An 18,035-nucleotide genomic window follows, 5' to 3' on the forward strand; every position below is an offset into this window, starting at 1 on the left:
CAGAGATAGTGATTTTTTGCGGATCGATTACCGCAACAGCTAAGAAAGTTGCCATACATACCAGCCATTCAAGATATATGGGATGAGCAACTATTCTTACTTCAGGAATTAATTGCCATGCCAGCAAAGTTAGCATTCCAGCCAATGTGGTATAAAAGGCGGAATTTCGCCGGCATAATTCTGGGAAAAAGATGGTAAATAAAAATATAAGAGTAAATGCAGTTGTTAGGCTTAGGCCTAAGAGCAAGGTTTTTAAAATGCCGACAGCGTTAAAAGCCAGCCATAGAGTAAAAAAGCCTAAAGCCAAGATCGTTACCCGATTGATGACAACATATTTGCTTTCTGCAACTGCAGGATTTATAAACCGTTTATATATGTCTTGTGCAAATAATGTGCCGGCACCAAGCAACAGCGTGCAGGCTGTTGATACATCAGCTGCCCATAAAGCAGCAAGGGTGATACCTGATATAACCGGGTCAAGCCCCATTATAATTTTAGGCAGTGCCAATGTCGCTTGTACATCAGGGTGGGAAACTCTGGCAGCTAGGCCCATAACAGCACATAGGAAGCCGATGGGGAAAATCAAAATGGCGCCCCAGATGAATCCCCGTTTGGCGGTTTTCGCGCTCATGGCACCGCAGGCGATTTGCACAGGTCCTTGGGCCGATAAACTTTGGGTAATCATAACTACAAACCAACCGGCAATGGTGGCAAAACCAAGCCCGCCAATCGGGCTGAACCAATCTGTGCCTGGTGGTAGTTTAGCGGCAATGGTAGTCAGTCCACCTTGTTGTCCAACTGTCAGTATTGTAGCGATAACAACTCCTACATAGATCAGTGCGACACTAACTATATTGGATAATCCAGATGACCATAGCCCGCCGATTAAAGTTATTCCAACGAAAACAACTGCACTGGTAATCATACCACCCGTAAATGAAAAAACCTCTGGCAACATCGAGGACAATATGGCGCCACCAGCTAGATATTGCATTGAAGTGATAACCAATTGTATGGTAATTAGGCCAATTACACTAATAATTCGGCCTTTTTTATCATAATAGCGTTCGAATAGCTCTGGAATCGTGGTACAGTTCATTTCGCGATATTTTCCGGCTGCCAATACTCCCATAATTAAGGCGCCTGCAGCCCAGGCTGCATTGTACCAGCCGGCAGCGATACCTGCGGAGAATGCATTTTCGGCTACTCCAACGGTAGAAGCAGCGCCAACTGCCAAACCAGTAACATTAGCGGCCACTAAAAGTGTATTCATCTGACGACCGCCAAATAAAAAGTTTACACTACCGCCAGCCGCTTTGCGCTTGGCATAGAGGCTGATAGCAAAGAGAAGAATGATATAAAGGACAACAATTAAAAATTGGATAGACATGAAAATTCCTACCTTTCTACATTACTACATCTACAATAAGCTATTGACCGGTTGTTACTACTCACCTTCTTTCAAGGCACCTACAATCCTGCCATCTTACAAAACCGGCTCAAAGCCGCTACCTACAATTCTATGGTAATCAACGAATAATTTAATGTCAATGGCGATATCTGTAAAACAATTACAAAAAATGAAATCTCTGCAGGATATTAGTTTAAGTTGTTGAAAATATATCCAAAAATAAAGTGGGGTATAAATGAATGGGAATTCTGCAGAGAAAGCTAATTATTGTTCTTATACTAGCGTGCGGGATATTGACCTATGGTTTTTACAGCTTTATTAAAAAGACATCTGAGGATCAGACTTTTAGTACCGTGACAGCACCACCAGGAAATTTAGCAAACGATATTGCTGGTAATAGTACAGATAATGACATTGTGGTATATGTCAGTGGTGGAGTAAGTAAACCCGGCGTATATAAACTTGCGAACGGCTGCCGCGTAGTTGATGTTGTAACCGCAGCAGGCGGGTTTTTGCCTGGGGCAGATGTGGCTAACATTAATCTTGCCATGTTACTTAAAGATGAGATGCACATTCACGTTCCTTATGCGGCAATACCTAGTAATACAAGTCCGCCTATTGCAGGCGGCGCTGTTAACAATACTCCTACCAGTGATAAGGTGAATATTAATACTGCTTCTAAAGAGGAGTTAGACAGATTGCCAGGCGTTGGCCCGGCATTAGCTGAACGTATTATTGAATATCGTACGGCTAATGAACCGTTTAGAGATATAGCTGATATTAAGAAAGTTCCAGGGATTGGGGAGTCTAAATATAATCAATTGAAAAACAAAATAACTCTATAATTATGATCCAGATAAACAATATTAGTGTAGCGGTTTGTACTGCTTTTGCTGCCGGTATTTGGCACGCTGGGCTATATAGTTGGCATGTTCCGACGCTGATGGTTATGGCTTTATGCTTGCTGTTTATAGCGTTATGGCGTGTTATTCATAATTATCAGCAAGTTATTTGGCCGATGATCAGTTTGTTTTTTGTTGCCGGATTGATTTATGCGCACCAAGACAGGATCGTGCCAGCCGACGATGTTAGTCACTATATCGGACAAACCGTTAAGATCACGGGAACTATCGATGCTATTCCTGAAGTAAACCAAACAGCTACAATGGGCAACCAAGTAAGCTATATCGTCAGAGTCGAAAATGTAGAAGCAAAGCAGGCAGGTCCAAGTATACCTGCCTTTGGAAAAGTTCGCGTACATGTACAATATAAAGACACAGCAAAGCCGGCAGCTTATGGTGATAAAATAACTGTTTATGGGAAATTGCGGGAGTTACATAGGTATAATAACCCGGGGCAAATTGACCATACCATCGCGCTTACGCGTGATGGGATTAAGGCGCGCATGTCAGTGCAAGAGCATAATGGTAAGGTGCTTGCAGCTCATAATGGCTATTCCTGGCGTGTCGCGCTGGCTGCCTGGCAAGCGGAAATGATTCGAGCATTGCAAAAAGTCATGCCGGTAAACGATGCCGCTATTTTAACCGCCGTACTGTTTGGTGGTTATCAAGGAATAAACAAGCAGGTGATTGCGGATTTCGCGGCAACTGGATTAATTCATATTTTATCCGTCTCAGGTGCTCATATCGCACTGGTAGCAGGCTTGATACGATGGCTAGGCAGTCAGCTTCGCTTAGGTACCTGGACAACTACGGTTGTAGCGATTGTGGCGATTGTGTTTTATGGCATAATAAGCGGGCTTACGCCGCCGGTAGTTCGTTCCATGATTATGGGGATCATTAGTTTGATTGCTGTGTTAGTTGAGCGTGCCAGTTACGCTCCAACGGCTTTATCTTTTACTGCACTAGGAATGCTTGTTTACCAGCCATTGTTGCTATATGATATTAGTTTTCAATTGTCCTTTACTGCTACAGCAGGCTTAGTATTTTTATATCGGCGAATATGGGAATATCTATCAAAATTACCGTCCTGGCTGGCTGGGCCGTTGGCGGTGACGTTAAGTGCCCAGCTTGGTGTGTTGCCGATAATTGCCTGGTATTTTAACAATGTTTCGCTCATTTCATTTGCTGCCAATATTCTTGTACTGCCCATTGTTGAAATCGTTATTATACTAGGGCTGGCAGGGATTATACTTTATGCATTGGTTCCGGCTGTTGGCAATATAGTGTTTGTTATCAGCAGTCTATTAATAGGTATGGTAGTATTGCTGACAGCTTTGTTGGCAGATGTGCCTTATAGTTCTGTTTATATACCGTCTGTAGGGGTAGTAGGAAGTTGTATTTACTATTTGCTGTTGGCTTGGCTTTTTGGCTGGCGTCCATTGTCTGTACCGGGTCCTGGACAGCTTGTACGGCAGTATCCAAGAAAATGCCTGATAGGCGCTTGTTTCATTATGCTCCTGGCGACTGTCTATATCTGGTATCCAAAACCCTTGGCCGTACACTTTATTGACGTAGGTCAAGGTGATGCCACTTTGATCATCACACCGCACGGTAAAGCTGTGGTGGTAGATACCGGTGGTAGTATCAGCGGCTCAAGTTTTGATGTTGGCGAAAGGGTGGTTGCTCCCTATCTCAAACATTATGGGGTAACAACGGTAGATTATTTAATCTTAACACATGGACATCAAGATCATGCTGGAGGAGCAGCAGGTGTTGCCGCCAATATTAGGGTCAATAACGTTATGTTGCCGCGCGAAGAATATTCGCAAGCTGTACAGGCACTTGTCCAAGCCAAGCAGGCGGTAGGCATTATTCCGACCTATACAGGTCAGACGTTTTTGCTGGATGGAGTGACTTTTCGCATCGACCATGCTGTTGGTGCAAATGAGTATAATAAAATGGTTTCTGGTAATGAAGTGTCCAGTGTAGTTAGGGTCAGTTATGGTCAGCATAGTTTTCTTATCACTGGTGATTTGGACGCAAACGGTGAGGAAATGCTGCTTACAAATACCGGCGTAAAGCCTTGTACAGTACTCAAAGTCGGACATCATGGCTCAAAGACATCTACTACAGTACCTTTTTTAGAAGCTGTTAATCCTGATTATGCCGTGATTTCCGTTGGTTATGCCAACCGGTTTGGGCATCCACACCCGGAAATAGTAAAACGGTTACTTGACAGGAATATTGTTATCTACCGTACAGACACCCATGGTGCTATAATATTTACGTCTGATGGCGAAACGATCGAAGTTGATACATATATAAAATAACAAATAAGCTGGTGAACTATGAACTATAAAGCCGTATATAACGCTATTAAGCAAAATAAGGTTGCACCTATTTATCTTTTGTATGGGGAAGAAACCTATTTTCTGCGGCAGATTGAGAAGGCTCTCATTAGCAGCGTAGTACCTCCGGAAGACAGGGATATGAACCTTATTGTTTTTGAAGCCGATCCCCCCATACTAGAACTGATCAATACAATTGAAACTATACCATTTTTAGGTGGAAAAAATTTAATTATTGTTCGCAACACTGGACTATTTAGTGCTGGGCGCAAGAATAACGATGAGGGACAGGAAAAGATAGATCCTGAATTACATCGATTAATTGATTTATTTAGTAATATGCCGACATATAGCCATCTTGTATTTTATTTAGCTGATAAGCCTGATAAACGACGCAAAATTTACAAAGCCGTAGAAAAAACTGGCGTGGTGTTTGAAGCATTACCAGTAAAGGGTAAAGACTTACGTGTTTGGCTGACAGAACGTTTGTCTGAACTGAATATAAAAATGACTACAGAAGCTGAGGAGCATCTTGTGGCCGCAGTCAGCATGATGCCGCAAGTTTCGCTTGATTTTATAAACAACGAGTTAGAAAAAGTAATATTATATGCGGCAGATAAAAACCTCATTACTCGACAGGATTTAGTGCAAATTTTATCATCAGTGCCTGAGGTATCTATCTTTACTATGGTGGAAGCCTTAAGTCAAAAAAAAACTTCCCAGGCTATTATGTTGTTGCGTGAACAATTGGCTGCCGGGGAACATCCAGTGAGGATATTAGCACTCTTAGCCCGTCAGGTAAGACAGCTATGGCAGGCCAAAGAACTTACTCATAAAGGGTATAGTAGCCGCGAGGTAGCAGACTATTTTAAGGTACCTAACTTTATTGGCGAAAAACTAGTAAAGCAAAGCCGGGGTTTTACTGATAAAAAACTACGAGAGGCTATGCTTGGTTTGGCGGCAGCAGATCAGGACTTGAAGTCAAGCCGATCTGGGCCGGTAGTTTTGGAAAAAATAATTATTGAATTATGCGAATAAAGGATAAAAGAAGAAAACCCTATCCATTTTTTAGTGGACAGGGTTTCAATTTTATTGAGGTTATTGTGCTTGTTGAATTGCGTTAGCTTTACGAGCTAAACGGGATTTTTTACGAGCTGCGGCATTTTTATGAATAACGCCTTTGGCGGCTGCTTTGTCAATAACGCTGGCAGCAATAGCGAGGAGGTTCTTGGCCTCATCTGCTTTACCGGCACGTGCAGCTTCTTCTACCTTACGGATTGAAGTCTTAATTGCTGATCTTACCGAAAAATTGCGGGCACGCCGTTCTGCGTCAGTTTTTACGCTACGCTCAGATGATTTAATATTTGGCAAGTAGTTCACCTCCTATCTTATGTATACGTTACTGAACTATTTTAGCATGCCTAACAGGAAAAAGCAAGCAATAAAGTAAAAGCAATTGGGTTTGCATAGCCAACTTTTTTTTAGGATAAGATAGGTCTGAACAATATTTAGGAAGGGGAATAATTCGTGGATCAAGTTTGTAATGCTGTACGAACCGATTTAGCCTTAGAGGCGAGGGAAATGCTGACCAGACATGTACGAGAAGACATTCCCGGTGTAATCGTTGAAACCAGTGAAGATGAGGATGTCCTTATCACGCGTGTAAATATAACTACGCCTGAGGCTGAACGAATGATGGGAAAGGCTGTGGGACGCTATATTACCATTGAGGCACCAGGCTTACGCTATAAAAATACTCCCTTGCAAGAGAAAGTTATGAACTTCCTTGCTGCTGAATTGGCAGGACTGGTTAATTTGCCTCGTAATGCAACTGTTCTTGTTGTCGGTCTAGGCAATTGGAATGTTACACCAGATGCATTGGGGCCAAGAGCTACACAAAAGATTGTTGTTACCCGGCATTTGCAGGAGATGTTATCACCAGAACTAAAAGGAGGAGTACGCTCAGTATGTGCAATTTCTCCTGGAGTGCTAGGGGTTACGGGTATGGAAACGGCTGAAATTATCCATGGAATTGTGAGCAATGTCAAACCTAATTTGGTAATCGCTATTGATGCTTTGGCCGCAGCTTCCAGTCAACGGGTAATCACGACTGTCCAATTAGCCAATACAGGTATTCATCCAGGTTCCGGTGTAGGCAATAAGCGTTTTGGGATTACACAAGCCTCTTTAGGAGTGCCTGTCGTGGCCATTGGCGTACCAACCGTTGTGCATGCTTCAACCATTGCCATGGATACCATTAACACACTGCAAGAACATGCGGCTTTTAGCCGGTATTTTAAGAGTATGTCCAATTTGTCTGACCAGGACAGGCAGACGATTGTACGTCAGGTAATGCCTGAAATGTTGGGAGATCTTATGGTAACGCCTAAAGAAGTGGATAGGCTCATCGAAGATATAGCAGCCGTTGTGGCTGGTGGCATTAATCAGGCAATGCATCCTAACATTGATTATGAGAATATTCACATGTATTTACATTGATAACTAGTCCGCTAATAATTGTAATATCGATCTACTGCCAGGCATATACATTGTATGTAAACAAAAATAGCAAAGACTGATGTGGGAGTCTGGCGGAGGCGATAATGCTTACAAGAAAAGAGCGGAAACAAAGAAGTAAAAACAGACTTTGGTATATTTCTCTGAAAGTTTACCTTACTTCAAAAATTTCTAACATAATGTTAATTGTAGTGATGGTAGTGATCGCATGCGGATTATTTTTTAGTACATATCGTAACCTGACTAACAGTGCAGTGCCAGTCAGCGGCGGATTCGTTTATTACGGACAATATCTGCCTTCTTTGTGGCCCAAAGGGAAGGACGTGCTCTTTTTAGGTATTCCCGGTTTTTCGCAGACAGTTCAGCCACAAAGTATAGTTAAAATAACACCAACACCTAATCAAGAAAGCTTTGCTAATAAAATAATGCGGGTATTCTCTGGCGTTGATTTCAGAGATTTACGCACACTGCTTACGCAAGAAATTCCTTTTATGCTGGCGTTTAAAAAATCAGCATCGCCTGTTGTCAGTGCAGCAACATTACCGAACTTTCCTGAATTTGATCGGAGAAGTATAGTAAATACTGATAAACCACTTGTCGGGATTTACCATACCCATACTGCGGAGGCCTTTATTCCCAATTCAGGAGTGACGCACCGACCTGGTGGTCAGCATGGTGAAATCGTAGAAGTTGGAGCAGCATTAGCTAGGCAGTTAGAAAAAAATGGAGTAAAGGCCATTCACAATACCACGATTCACGACTACCCCAGTTTTATGAAAGCCTATGGACCTTCGGAAATTACTGCCCGAAAAATGCTTGCCGATAATCCGACAATCCAAATGATTTTTGATATTCACCGTGATGCCGATAAACGGGAAAATGTAACTTTGATGGTTAACGATGTCCCAATGGCCAAAATTACTATTGTTGTAGCAACCGGACAACAGGATTTGCCTCAACCGCATTGGCAGCAGAATCATGCGTTTGCAAAGTTAATTGACGCTAAGCTAAATGCAAAAATGCCGGGGTTATGTCGCGGTATTCAATTGGTGGAATGGCGCTATAATCAGCATCTTCATCCTCGGGCACTGTTAATAGAAGTGGGTTCGCAGGAAAGCAGCAAAGAAGAAGCCATTCGTAGCATAGAAATATTTGGAGATTTACTCGCGGAAATACTTGCTGAGAGTCGTTAGCGAGCGAAGGAGGGGGCACGTGTTTGAACGCGTGGCGTCACATGACGTAGGAATTATTGTTCGAGGAATTTTTATATTATTGGTAATTGTTATCATTGGTGTCGGGTTGGCAGAACACCAATTGGCCACGCTTACCCAACGGCAAGAAGAAGAACGCTTCTTTTATATCGGTTCTAACCGGGAAGATGGATATTCTGCTTACGTTTTTGGTTATGGTTTACCATTGGGAATAGTAGATTCAATCGCACATATTGTCCGGACAGATACCAGTATTATAGTACAAATTGCAAACCACTATATTACCATTCCGACTACCAGAGAAACATTAAACAGATCACGTGTATGGTATTGGTTTGATGTGTGGTACCGACAGTTTGTGACAGAAGCGTTTACGGCAAAGCAGCAGGTGCTTGAATACTGGACCTGCATAAAATCTTATATTGAACCTATTTTCAAAACACTAAAAGTTGAGGCGCAAGCGATGGTAACGCAGGTTAAGCAATATATTCGCGAATATAGGTAGTGCTTGCAGTTCATGGGCAGCTAATGGTATAATTTAGTGTAATGTGTAAAAAACCTTATTTATACCAGGGAGGAGCCCCAATTTGATGGATACATCACATATTCGCAATTTTTCTATTATCGCCCACATCGACCATGGCAAGTCGACGCTTGCAGACCGGTTGTTGGAATATACTGGTGCTCTCTCTGCCCGCGAGATGGAAGATCAGGTTTTGGACCAGATGGCACTTGAGCGTGAGCGCGGTATTACTATTAAAGCTCAAGCTGTTCGCTTGTCATATACTGCAAAAAATGGCGAAACGTATATGCTCAACCTTATTGATACTCCAGGACATGTTGATTTTACGTATGAAGTCTCCCGTAGCTTGGCTGCTTGTGAGGGAGCTCTCTTAGTCGTAGACGCTGCTCAGGGGATTGAAGCTCAAACGCTGGCTAATGTATATTTAGCATTAGAACATGATTTAGAGATTATTCCAGTAATCAATAAAATTGACTTGCCGAGTGCTGAGCCGGAACGGGTTAAGCAAGAAATTGAGGACGTTATTGGCTTAGACACTTCAGAGGCTGTTTTAGCAAGTGCCAAGACGGGAATAGGCATTGAAGAAATTCTTGAGGCTATTGTTAAAAAAATTCCTCCTCCGAAAGGTAATTATGAAGAACCTTTGAGTGCACTTATTTTCGACTCACATTTTGATCCCTATAAAGGCGTAATTGCGTATATCAGGGTTATGAATGGCTACATCAAACCTGGTATGAAAATCAAAATGATGGCAACAAATAAGGTTTTTGAAGTAACCGAAGTAGGCATATTTAAACCCTACCTTACCAATGTTAGCGAGTTAGGTCCAGGACAAGTTGGTTTTGTTGCTGCCAGTATCAAAAATGTAAAAGATACGCGGGTAGGTGACACCATTACCAGTGCGGAGCGGCCGGTGGCTGAACCGTTGCCAGGGTACCGTAAAATTACTCCGATGGTGTATTGTGGTTTATATCCTGTAGATAGTTCTGATTATGATAATTTGCGTGATGCTCTGGAAAAACTTCAACTAAATGATGCTTCACTGGTATTTGAACCTGAGACTTCTATCGCGCTTGGTTTTGGATTTCGTTGCGGCTTTCTGGGGCTTCTGCATATGGATGTTATTCAAGAGCGCCTGGAACGTGAGTATAACTTGACGCTGATTACTACCGCACCGAGTGTAATTTACCGAGTGTATAAAACAAACGGCGAAGTTATCGATATTGAAAATCCGTCTAAATTGCCACCAACACAGGAGATCGACCACGTAGAAGAACCATATGTAAAAGCCACGGTTATGGTTCCAAACGAGTTTGTGGGCGCTGTCATGGAATTGTCGCAAGATAAACGTGGCGAGTTCAAGGACATGAAATATCTGGATACTACCCGGGTAATGCTGACATATCATTTACCTTTAAGCGAGATTATATATGATTACTTTGATAAGTTGAAGTCTTCGACCCGCGGCTATGCTTCGCTTGATTATGAATTGTTAGGCTACAAGACATCAGATTTAGTAAAATTGGATATTTTACTAAATGGTGACCCAGTTGACGCCTTAAGTGTAATTGTTCAACGGGACAGAGCAACCCAGCGGGGGCGGCAACTTGCAGAAAAACTCAAAGGGATTATACCCCGCCAAATGTTTGAGGTACCTATCCAAGCCGCTATTGGTAGCAAAATTATAGCGCGGGAAACTGTACGTGCTTTGCGAAAAGATGTACTTGCAAAATGTTATGGTGGCGATATCACTCGTAAACGCAAATTGCTGGAAAAACAAAAAGAGGGTAAAAAGCGGATGAAACAGGTGGGCAGTGTTGAAGTACCGCAAGAAGCATTTATGGCCATTTTGAAAATGGATTAATGCAGCGACTATGGATAAACTTGGCCTATATGTTCACATCCCCTTTTGTCGGAAGAAATGCTTGTATTGCGATTTTTCTTCCTATTCGGGAGCAGAACATCTATTTAACGCCTACACTACCGCCTTGTGTCAGCAAATTGTTGACCAGGGCGGTAAACTATCTAAACCGCTTGTTGATACAATATACATTGGCGGCGGTACGCCCAGTGTTCTGCCAGTTCATTTGCTGGAACAGATACTATCCAGTATATATGATAGTTTTACCATCGAAGTCAACGCTGAAATCAGCATGGAAGTAAACCCAGGCACAGTAACGCGAAAGCAACTAGCTATGTTAAAAGCTGCCGGGATCAATCGACTGAGTTTTGGTGTTCAGTCTTTTGATAATGCTTTACTGGCCAATTTGGGACGTATCCATCAAACGAGTGATAGTGTAACCGTTTTAGAATATGCACAAGACGTTGGGTTCCATAATATAAGTATTGATTTAATGTATGGTTTACCAGGTCAAACGGTAGATGGCTTTGCCTGGGAACTTGAGCAAGCGGTAACGTTACATACTACTCATATTTCGGTATATGGGTTGAAACTGGAAGAAGGGACCCCGTTAGCAGAGGCCTACGAAAAAGGACTTGTTGCGTTACCGGATGAAGCGGATGAAGAAGCCATGTACGAGATGATGGCGCATTTTTTACCAAGTCAAGGCTTAGAACGTTATGAAATCTCAAATTTTGCCCGTCCTGGTTTTGCCTGTCGACATAATTTGAAATATTGGCATTACCAGCCCTATCTAGGTCTTGGAGCTGCAGCTCACTCCTTTTTACATGGGCAACGAATGAGTGCGGTAACAGGAATTGAAGAATATATCCGGGCGATAGCAGCAGGAGATTCTCCAATTGCTGTGGAGGATGTGCTGACCCAGGACGAATCTATGGCTGAATTTGTTTTTTTGGCATTACGCACTACTCAAGGAATGCGGTTAAGTGATTTTAAACAAGTTTTTAATGTCGATTTCTTCAGCTTATTTGGTGAAAATATTGCAAGGCTTCAACAGCAAGGATTGGTATTATCTGATGATGAGCGGATTTGGCTTACCGATAAAGGGATGAAGTTCGGCAATATTGTCTTTCAAAGTTTTTTGCCAGATTAGCTGATAGAGATAAGCCATACTATCTTGACATTACACCCAATGAGTGGTATTTTTTTAGTAGGCGTTAGCACTCGACTAATATGAGTGCTAACAACAGGGAGGCGGAGTCAATGTTAGATGAGAGGAAGCGACGAATTCTTCATGCTATTATTGATGATTACATTTCCACCGCCGAACCGGTAGGATCGCGGACGATTGCCCGAAAATATAATTTGGGAGTAAGTTCGGCTACTATCCGTAATGAGATGGCGGATTTGGAGATGTTAGGCTATCTTGAACAACCACATGCTTCATCAGGTAGAATACCATCAGTCAAAGGCTACCGCTTTTATGTTGATTGTTTACTAGCCCCACCCCAAATTTCTGAAAAAGATGTTCAGATCATCGACAATTGGTATAAGACTAAAGCACGGCGGATGGAAGAAGTATTTCAGGAAACGGTTAAGATTCTTTCCCGCTTAACTAGCAATGTTTCCATGGTACTGGCACCGCAAGTTTCACAATGTACTTTTAAATACCTTCAGTTTTTACCGCTTGATGAACGTCGCTCTGTTGTAGTTATCATCACCGATACCGGATTGATAGAAAATAAAATCATTGAAATCCCTGAAGGCCTTACTCTTGACGATTTGACCCGTATGGCTACTGCCATAAACTCCCATTTGGGAGGCTTGGCGATTGAGCGTATTACTCCAGATAAACTAAAAAATATTCAAAAAGATATTTTACCTGACCCGCGGCTATACGAAAGAGCTGTTAATTTAATAAAACAGGTACTTACTGTCGATAAAAAGGAAAAAGTTTATCTTGGTGGTACGACGCAAATGCTAAGTCAACCTGAATTCAGGGATGTTGATAAAGTCAAGGGGCTTTTAACCATGTTGGAAGAAGATCGCTTACTTTGCGATATTCTTCATATGACCGATAGTGATGGCGTGGTTGTTACCATTGGTAAAGAAAATAAATACACAGGTATTCATGACTGTAGTGTTGTTCAAGCTACCTATCGTATTGATGGGCAAGTGGTAGGAACGGTTGCTGTTCTTGGCCCTACCCGGATGGAATATGGTAAAACTATGTCTGTACTTAAATTTATGCAGCGCCATTTAGGCGAAATTCTAAAAAAGTATAAAATGGTATAGGTGGGAGGAAATTCATGAATTTAAAACAGGCTGGCAGTGGCGCTGATGTGGATGAACGCTTAGCTGCGCTGCTAACTAACGCCAATGCTGTGCGGGCAATTACGGCAGCCGTTGAGGGAACAATCGGCCCTAAAGGACTAGATACTTTACTGGTTGACCGTTTTGGTGAAGTAATTATTACCAATGACGGTGTTACCATCTTAGATAAGATGGATGTCAATCATCCGGCAGCAAAAATGCTTATAAATACTGCTAAAGCCCAGCAAGCCGAGGTAGGAGATGGTACGACTACCACTACCATTATGGCTGGTAGTTTAGTTGCCGAAGGCGTAAATCAGGTTATGCGCGGTGTACCTGTTGCCAGGGTCATTGAAGGAATTAAGTACGGTGTTGCCAAAGCCATGGACAGCATAAAGGAACGTACCCGTACCATTACTGACGTAAATGACCCAATGCTTCGCAATATCGCGATGATTGCCGGACGGGAACATGAAGACATTGCCGATCTGGTGGTAGAAGCGGCGAAATTAATTGGCGTAGAAAAACTTAACGAAGCTAATTTTAAACTCGCCGATATCATAACGGCAGAAGCCGGTGCTAGCAATGAAGTATTTTTAGGTGTTATTGTCGACCAGGAACGGATGACACAAGAAATGCCGGATGAAATACTTAATGCCAAAATACTTCTTATTGATGATGCACTTGAACCAGAAGAAATTAAGGATGAGGCCCTAAGTACAGAAGCCGGTTTTAAACGTTCTATCGCTCTGCAGGAAGAGTTTAAAGCCAATCTGCATAAAATCGTTAATTTGGGCGTAAATGTAGTTATGGTTGACCGCGGCGTACATAGTGCTGCCGAAGAAATTCTCACCGATGCCAATATTATGGTCATTCAAAGGGTGTCTTCCAAAGATTTGCGCCGAGTAGCTGACCATACAGGAGCACGGATGATAAAACGCACCGGGCTGAAAAAAGAACAAGCTGATATTGAAAAATACTTAGGGACTGCGCAAAGGGTATATCAGGATGAAAAACTGGAACAAGTACGGGTTATTGGCGGCAGTGGCAAGCCAATGGCGAGTATTCTGGTGGGTGCAGCTACCGAAGAGGTTGTAGGGGAACGCGAACGCATTGCCAAAGATGCTGCGTCCAGTGTGCAGGCAGCAGTGAAGGGCGGCTATGTGCCGGGCGGTGGTTCGATTGAAATCGCTATTGCCCGACAAATTAGTAAATATCGCGATAACCTTAAAGGTATGGCTGCATATGGTCTGGATTGTGTAGTTAACGCCCTTAAGCAACCTTTGTCACAAATTGTGGAAAATGCCGGATTTAATCCTCTCGAAAAAGTTGAGAATATTATTGCTGCGCAGACTACTCAGAACAGCGATTCTTTAGGTATGGATTGTGATAGCGGTGAAGTGGCTGATATGTTGGAACGCGGTGTTGTGGATCCGGTTCCAGTAAAACTTCATGCAATAAGAGCAGCCGGTGAAGTAGCTGTGGCTATTTTACGAATTGACACCATAATTAAGAAAAAAGAAGAGGGTGCTAATGCCCAGAAGACAGGTAGTGCAGATAGTGGCATGCCTGACTTCTAACTAAGTGGAGGTGGAGTTCGTGGCAGAACAAGAACAAAAGCAGTCTGAAACAGGCCAAGATAATTCAAGCCAAGACAACTTACATCAAGATAATCAACAACATGACAGTCAAACTACCGAAACATCATCAGAGGATAGCGGTCAAATATGTTTTCAGCCTGATGACGTAAATAAATTTATAACAGCATTGGAAGAAAAAAGCCGTCTGCTTGATGAGATGACTGATCGATATAAACGGTTACAAGCCGATTTTGATAATTTCCGGCGCAGAACTCGTCAGGAAAAAGAAGAATTGTCAGCGATAGTTACAGAGCGTATCGTATGCCAACTCTTGCCAATAGTCGATAATTTTGAGCGGGCAACTGCCAGTACGGCAACTACTGATATAACTGCCCTGACTACTGGTATAGAAATGATTTTCCGCCAGCTCACGAATACCCTTTCACAATTAGGGGTAGAACCGATTAGTGCGGTAGGAAATCAATTTGATCCTACTCAGCATGAGGCTGTAATGCGTATAGAGGATAGCAGTCAACCAGATGGAATGATTGTTGAAGAATTCCAAAAAGGATACAAAGTCAATGGGCGGGTAGTCCGACCCAGTATGGTAAAAGTAGTAGGGAATTAGTTGTAGGAAAGTTTGCTTAAGGAGGAAATAAACAATGGCAAAAGTAATTGGTATTGACCTTGGTACTACAAACTCCTGTGTAGCTGTAATGGAAGGCGGCGAACCAGTAGTTATTCCTAACCAAGAAGGCAGTCGTATTACACCTTCGGTAGTCGGTTTTTCAAAAACTGGTGAACGTCTTGTTGGACAAATTGCAAAACGTCAAGCGGTTTCCAACCCAGAAGGTACTGTTATTTCGATCAAGCGTCACATGGGGACATCCTATAAAGTGAAAATTAATGACAAAGACTATACTCCTCAAGAAATTTCAGCCATGATTCTGCAAAAACTCAAAGCAGATGCTGAAGCCTATCTTGGAGAAAAAGTGACCCAGGCGGTTATTACTGTTCCTGCATACTTTACTGACAGCCAACGTCAAGCAACTAAAGACGCTGGTGCTATTGCCGGTCTTGAAGTGCTCCGTATCATCAATGAACCTACGGCTGCTGCCCTGGCTTATGGTATGGATAAAGGTGGCGACCATACAATCTTAGTATACGACTTGGGCGGTGGTACGTTTGACGTTTCCATCTTAGAACTGGGCGACGGTGTTTTCGAAGTTAAAGCCACCAGCGGTAATAACCGACTTGGCGGTGATGACTTTGATGAGCGCATCATACAATGGTTGATAGGTGAATTCAAAAAAGAGCAAGGTATTGATCTGTCCAATGACCGGATGGCTATGCAACGTTTGAAAGAGGCAGCGGAAAAAGCAAAAATTGAATTGTCAGGCGTTCTTACTACCAATATCAACCTGCCATTCATTACTGCCGACCAAACTGGCCCGAAACATCTTGATGTTACTCTTACACGGGCAAAATTTGAAGAGTTGACGGCTGATTTAGTGGAAGCAACTATGGGACCAACCCGTCAGGCATTAAGTGATGCCGGATTGACACCTAAAGATATCGATAAAGTTATTCTTGTTGGCGGCTCTACACGGATTCCAGCAGTTCAAGAAGCTATCAAGAAATTCCTAGGCAAAGAGCCGCATAAAGGTATTAACCCTGATGAGTGTGTAGCCATTGGCGCAGCCATTCAGGCCGGAGTCCTTGTTGGTGATGTAAAAGACGTGTTGTTACTCGATGTTACACCACTGTCTTTGGGTATCGAAACTTTAGGTGGGGTATTTACCAAAATTATTGAGCGTAATACAACCATTCCGACTTCTAAAAGCCAGATATTCTCAACTGCAGCCGATAATCAACCATCTGTCGATATTCATGTATTACAGGGCGAGCGTGAAATGGCTGCCTATAACAAAACACTGGGACGTTTCGAACTTTCTGGAATTCCTCCTGCTCCACGTGGTGTACCACGCATTGAGGTTACTTTTGATATTGATGCCAATGGTATTGTCCATGTATCGGCAAAAGATTTGGGAACTGGTAAGGAACAAAAAATCACTATTACTTCTTCCGGTGGACTTGACAAGGAAGAAGTAGAAAGAATGATTAAAGAAGCAGAAGCGCATGCTGCTGAAGATAAGAAACGCAAAGAAGAAATTGAAATTCGCAACAATGCCGATTCCTTAGTATATAATGCAGAAAAAACCATTAAAGAGTTTGGTGATAAAGCTGATAAAACCCTAGTGGAACAAGTACAAAAAGCGGTCGATAAGTTGAAAGAAGCACTGAAAGGCAGTGATATTGAGGCTATCAAAGCTGCTTCAGAAGCTCTTACCAAACCGCTTTATGAATTATCTAGTGCAATGTACCAAGCCTCTGCCCAGACTGAGGGAGCAGCGGGAGGTGCTGGAAGTCAACAAGCTTCACACAGCACCCCTGGTGATGATAAAGTAGTTGATGCCGAATACAAAGTGGTGGATGAAGATAAGAAATAATTAGTTTGGGATGGTGTGAATGAGTAAGCGAGACTATTACGAAGTGCTTGGCGTATCCAGAAACGCGTCTGAAGATGAAATCAAAAAAGCCTACCGAAAATTGGCCCGCAAATACCATCCTGATGTGAATCGCGATAATCCCAAAGAAGCTGAAGAAAAGTTTAAAGAAGTAAATGAAGCTTACGAGATTCTGTCCAACCCTGAGCGTCGGGCGCAGTATGACCAATTTGGTCATGCTGCGTTCGACGCCGCTAATGGCGGTGGCGGATTTGGCGGATTCGGCGGATTTGGCGGTAGTGCTGGGTCCGGTAGTTTTTCAGATATTTTCGATATGTTTTTTGGGCAGGCAGGCTTTGGATTTGGCGGTGGACGCCAGGCCGGACCTGAAAGAGGTGCTGATTTACGGTATGATTTGGAAATTAGTTTCGAAGAAGCCGCTTTTGGTTTAGAAACTGAAATCCAAGTACCGCGTACCGAAGATTGCACTACCTGTCAAGGTTCAGGCGCTGCCCCAGGAACACATCCTGAAACTTGTCCTGAATGTCGCGGCACAGGTCAGATACAAATAACGCAAAACACGCCGTTTGGTCGTATGGTCAATGTGAGAACTTGTGATCGTTGCCGCGGGGAAGGAAAAATCGTCAGAACTCCTTGCAAAGAATGTAATGGCCGGGGTAAAGTCCGCGTTAAACGCAAAATCAAGATTAAGATTCCTGCCGGTGTTGATAACGGCTCAAGACTTAGAGTGGCTCATGAAGGTGAGGCAGGACAGCGTGGTGGGCCGCCCGGAGATTTATATGTGTATATTTTCGTGAAACCGCATAAACTGTTTACACGTGAAGGCAATGAGGTTGTTTGC

General features: G+C 42.9%; 15 protein-coding genes. 13 read left to right on the forward strand and 2 right to left on the reverse strand.

Features of this window, described 5'->3' with window-relative positions; all coding sequences use genetic code 11:
• Nucleotides 1–1,390 (reverse strand): sodium:solute symporter family protein (locus AC29Z1_RS03060; protein WP_488269985.1); only part of this gene is annotated, 1,390 nt, incomplete at its 3' end.
• Between the two features lie 260 nt (nt 1,391–1,650).
• Between AC29Z1_RS03060 and AC29Z1_RS03065 the strand changes: the two genes are divergently transcribed.
• From AC29Z1_RS03065 to holA, 3 genes are read left to right on the forward strand one after another with little or no spacing between them, the layout of a single operon-like run.
• A complete protein-coding gene (locus tag AC29Z1_RS03065) occupies nt 1,651–2,256 on the forward strand; it encodes a helix-hairpin-helix domain-containing protein (RefSeq protein ID WP_488269986.1) in 606 nt (201 codons plus the stop codon).
• Nucleotides 2,257–2,258: 2 nt separating this feature from the next.
• A complete protein-coding gene (locus AC29Z1_RS03070) occupies nt 2,259–4,643 on the forward strand; it encodes a DNA internalization-related competence protein ComEC/Rec2 (RefSeq protein ID WP_488269987.1) in 2,385 nt (794 codons plus the stop codon).
• 18 nt (nt 4,644–4,661) lie between these two features.
• Nucleotides 4,662–5,699 carry a DNA polymerase III subunit delta gene (gene holA / locus AC29Z1_RS03075; protein ID WP_488269988.1) on the forward strand — a complete coding sequence of 346 codons (1,038 nt, stop codon included), beginning with the start codon at nt 4,662–4,664 and terminating at the stop codon, nt 5,697–5,699.
• A gap of 60 nt (nt 5,700–5,759) precedes the next feature.
• Here holA and rpsT read toward each other — a convergent pair whose 3' ends face one another.
• Nucleotides 5,760–6,032: a 30S ribosomal protein S20 gene (rpsT, locus tag AC29Z1_RS03080; protein WP_488269989.1), complete on the reverse strand. Its 273-nt coding sequence runs from the start codon at nt 6,030–6,032 to the stop codon at nt 5,760–5,762.
• Between the two features lie 156 nt (nt 6,033–6,188).
• Between rpsT and gpr the strand changes: the two genes are divergently transcribed.
• The 10 genes from gpr to dnaJ all read left to right on the forward strand — a co-directional run.
• On the forward strand, nt 6,189–7,160 hold the full coding sequence (gene gpr / locus AC29Z1_RS03085) for a GPR endopeptidase (RefSeq protein WP_488269990.1): 972 nt from the start codon (nt 6,189–6,191) through the stop codon (nt 7,158–7,160).
• 197 nt (nt 7,161–7,357) lie between these two features.
• Nucleotides 7,358–8,371, forward strand: a complete 1,014-nt coding sequence (gene spoIIP / locus AC29Z1_RS03090; protein WP_488269991.1) for a stage II sporulation protein P — start codon at nt 7,358–7,360, stop codon at nt 8,369–8,371.
• 19 nt (nt 8,372–8,390) lie between these two features.
• On the forward strand, nt 8,391–8,894 hold the full coding sequence (locus AC29Z1_RS03095; protein WP_488269992.1) for a hypothetical protein: 504 nt from the start codon (nt 8,391–8,393) through the stop codon (nt 8,892–8,894).
• Between the two features lie 85 nt (nt 8,895–8,979).
• The gene (gene lepA, locus AC29Z1_RS03100) at nt 8,980–10,776 is read left to right on the forward strand and encodes a translation elongation factor 4 (protein WP_488269999.1); all 1,797 of its coding nucleotides are present in this window, start codon (nt 8,980–8,982) and stop codon (nt 10,774–10,776) included.
• A 10-nt stretch (nt 10,777–10,786) separates the two neighbouring features.
• Nucleotides 10,787–11,926 carry a radical SAM family heme chaperone HemW gene (hemW, locus tag AC29Z1_RS03105; protein WP_488269993.1) on the forward strand — a complete coding sequence of 380 codons (1,140 nt, stop codon included), beginning with the start codon at nt 10,787–10,789 and terminating at the stop codon, nt 11,924–11,926.
• A gap of 110 nt (nt 11,927–12,036) precedes the next feature.
• Entirely contained in the window at nt 12,037–13,068 is a 1,032-nt protein-coding gene (gene hrcA / locus AC29Z1_RS03110; RefSeq protein ID WP_488269994.1) for a heat-inducible transcriptional repressor HrcA, read from the forward strand.
• 14 nt (nt 13,069–13,082) lie between these two features.
• Complete coding sequence (locus AC29Z1_RS03115; RefSeq protein WP_488269995.1) at nt 13,083–14,666, forward strand: TCP-1/cpn60 chaperonin family protein; 1,584 nt, start codon at nt 13,083–13,085, stop codon at nt 14,664–14,666.
• A 19-nt stretch (nt 14,667–14,685) separates the two neighbouring features.
• On the forward strand, nt 14,686–15,294 hold the full coding sequence (gene grpE, locus AC29Z1_RS03120; RefSeq protein WP_488269996.1) for a nucleotide exchange factor GrpE: 609 nt from the start codon (nt 14,686–14,688) through the stop codon (nt 15,292–15,294).
• Between the two features lie 34 nt (nt 15,295–15,328).
• Nucleotides 15,329–17,176 (forward strand): molecular chaperone DnaK, encoded by a 1,848-nt coding sequence (gene dnaK, locus AC29Z1_RS03125; RefSeq protein ID WP_488269997.1) that lies wholly within the window; start codon nt 15,329–15,331, stop codon nt 17,174–17,176.
• Between the two features lie 19 nt (nt 17,177–17,195).
• A partial coding sequence (gene dnaJ / locus AC29Z1_RS03130) for a molecular chaperone DnaJ (RefSeq protein ID WP_488269998.1) occupies nt 17,196–18,035 on the forward strand: 840 nt, incomplete at its 3' end.

It is taken from the genome of Sporomusa sp. (genome assembly GCF_057736855.1).

What these genes read in the sequence shown, in the direction of transcription:
- hrcA (WP_488269994.1), top strand. Translation starts at nt 12,037, where the DNA reads ATGTTAGATGAGAGGAAGCGACGAATTCTTCATGCTATTATTGATGAT.
- dnaK (WP_488269997.1), top strand. Translation starts at nt 15,329, where the DNA reads ATGGCAAAAGTAATTGGTATTGACCTTGGTACTACAAACTCCTGTGTA.
- hemW (WP_488269993.1), top strand. Translation starts at nt 10,787, where the DNA reads ATGGATAAACTTGGCCTATATGTTCACATCCCCTTTTGTCGGAAGAAA.
- holA (WP_488269988.1), top strand. Translation starts at nt 4,662, where the DNA reads ATGAACTATAAAGCCGTATATAACGCTATTAAGCAAAATAAGGTTGCA.
- lepA (WP_488269999.1), top strand. Translation starts at nt 8,980, where the DNA reads ATGGATACATCACATATTCGCAATTTTTCTATTATCGCCCACATCGAC.
- AC29Z1_RS03065 (WP_488269986.1), top strand. Translation starts at nt 1,651, where the DNA reads ATGGGAATTCTGCAGAGAAAGCTAATTATTGTTCTTATACTAGCGTGC.
- AC29Z1_RS03115 (WP_488269995.1), top strand. Translation starts at nt 13,083, where the DNA reads ATGAATTTAAAACAGGCTGGCAGTGGCGCTGATGTGGATGAACGCTTA.
- spoIIP (WP_488269991.1), top strand. Translation starts at nt 7,358, where the DNA reads ATGTTAATTGTAGTGATGGTAGTGATCGCATGCGGATTATTTTTTAGT.
- AC29Z1_RS03070 (WP_488269987.1), top strand. Translation starts at nt 2,259, where the DNA reads ATGATCCAGATAAACAATATTAGTGTAGCGGTTTGTACTGCTTTTGCT.